Raw genomic sequence first — 1447 nt, 5'->3', positions numbered from 1 at the left:
TCGATAATACGGCGACGGCGAACGCTACTGATCCGGGCGGTAATCCAGTCAGTGCCAATGACAGTACCAGCACGGCATTAACGGCTTCGCCTGCTCTGGATTTGAGCAAAGTTGCCGGCGCGCCGAGCGGCAACAGCGCCGGCGATACTATCGATTACACCTTTACCGTCACCAATACCGGCAACGTCACCATCGACGGTATTTCTATCACCGACGCGCAACTGGACGCGGCGGCGACCTGTGACACCACGACCCTGGCTCCGGGCGCCATCGCCACCTGTAATGGTATCCATACCATTACCCAGGCCGAAGTCGACGCCGGTACCGTCGACAACACCGCGACGGCGAATGGCACCGACCCGGGCAGCAATCCGGTCAGTGCTAATGACAGCACCAGTACGGCACTGAGCGCTTCGCCCGCTCTGGACTTGAGCAAAGTAGCCGGCGCGCCGAGCGGCAACAGCGCCGGCGATACTATCGATTACACCTTTACGGTCACTAACACCGGTAATGTCACCGTCGACAGTATCGCCATCAACGACCCGCAGTTGGATGCAATAGCAACCTGCGACACCACCACACTGGCCCCGGGCGCGATCGCAACCTGCAACGGTACTCATACCATCACCCAGGCCGAAGTGGATGCTGGTACCGTCGATAATACGGCGACAGTGAACGCCACCGATCCGGGCGGCAATCCGGTCAGTGCCAATGACAGCACCAGCACGGCATTAACGGCTTCGCCTGCTCTGGACTTGAGCAAAACTGCCGGCAGCCCCAGTGGTAACAATGCGGGCGACACTATCGCCTACACCTTTACCGTCACTAACACGGGCAATGTCACCGTCGACAGTATCGCCATCGCTGACGCGCAATTGGACGCGGTCGCGACCTGCGACACCACGACCCTGGCCCCGGGCGCCATCGCCACCTGTAACGGTATCCACACCATTACCCAGGCCGAAGTGGATGCCGGCCAGGTCGACAACACCGCGACGGCGAGTGGCACCGATCCGGGTGGCAATCCGGTCAGTGCGAACGACAGCACCAGCACGGCATTGACCGCTTCACCCGCTCTGGATTTGAGCAAAGTTGCCGGTGCACCCAGCGGCAACAATGCCGGCGACACTATCGATTACACTTTTACCGTCACTAACACGGGCAATGTCACCGTCGACAGTATTGCCATAAACGACCCGCAGTTGGATGCAATAGCGACCTGCGACACCACGACCCTGGCTCCGGGCGCCATCGCCACCTGTAACGGTATCCATACCATTACCCAGGCGGAAGTGGATGCTGGTACCGTCGATAATACGGCGACGGCGAACGCTACTGATCCGGGCGGTAATCCAGTCAGTGCCAATGACAGTACCAGCACGGCATTAACGGCTTCGCCTGCTCTGGATTTGAGCAAAGTTGCCGGCGCGCCGAGCGGCAACAGCGC

1 protein-coding gene is annotated in these 1447 nt (G+C 60.1%); it reads left to right on the top strand.

Annotation, left to right across the window (positions count from 1 at the left end; translation table 11 throughout):
* Positions 1-101: 101 nt before the first annotated feature.
* Positions 102-1447: DUF7507 domain-containing protein (locus tag ACRC0P_RS03660; RefSeq protein WP_438628433.1), on the top strand; the 1346-nt coding region annotated here is incomplete at its 3' end.

Origin of the sequence: Microbulbifer sp., from assembly GCF_051659245.1 — a bacterium.
Taxonomy (GTDB): Bacteria; Pseudomonadota; Gammaproteobacteria; order Pseudomonadales; family Cellvibrionaceae; genus Microbulbifer.
This window is presented reverse-complemented; position numbering and strand designations above follow the sequence as displayed.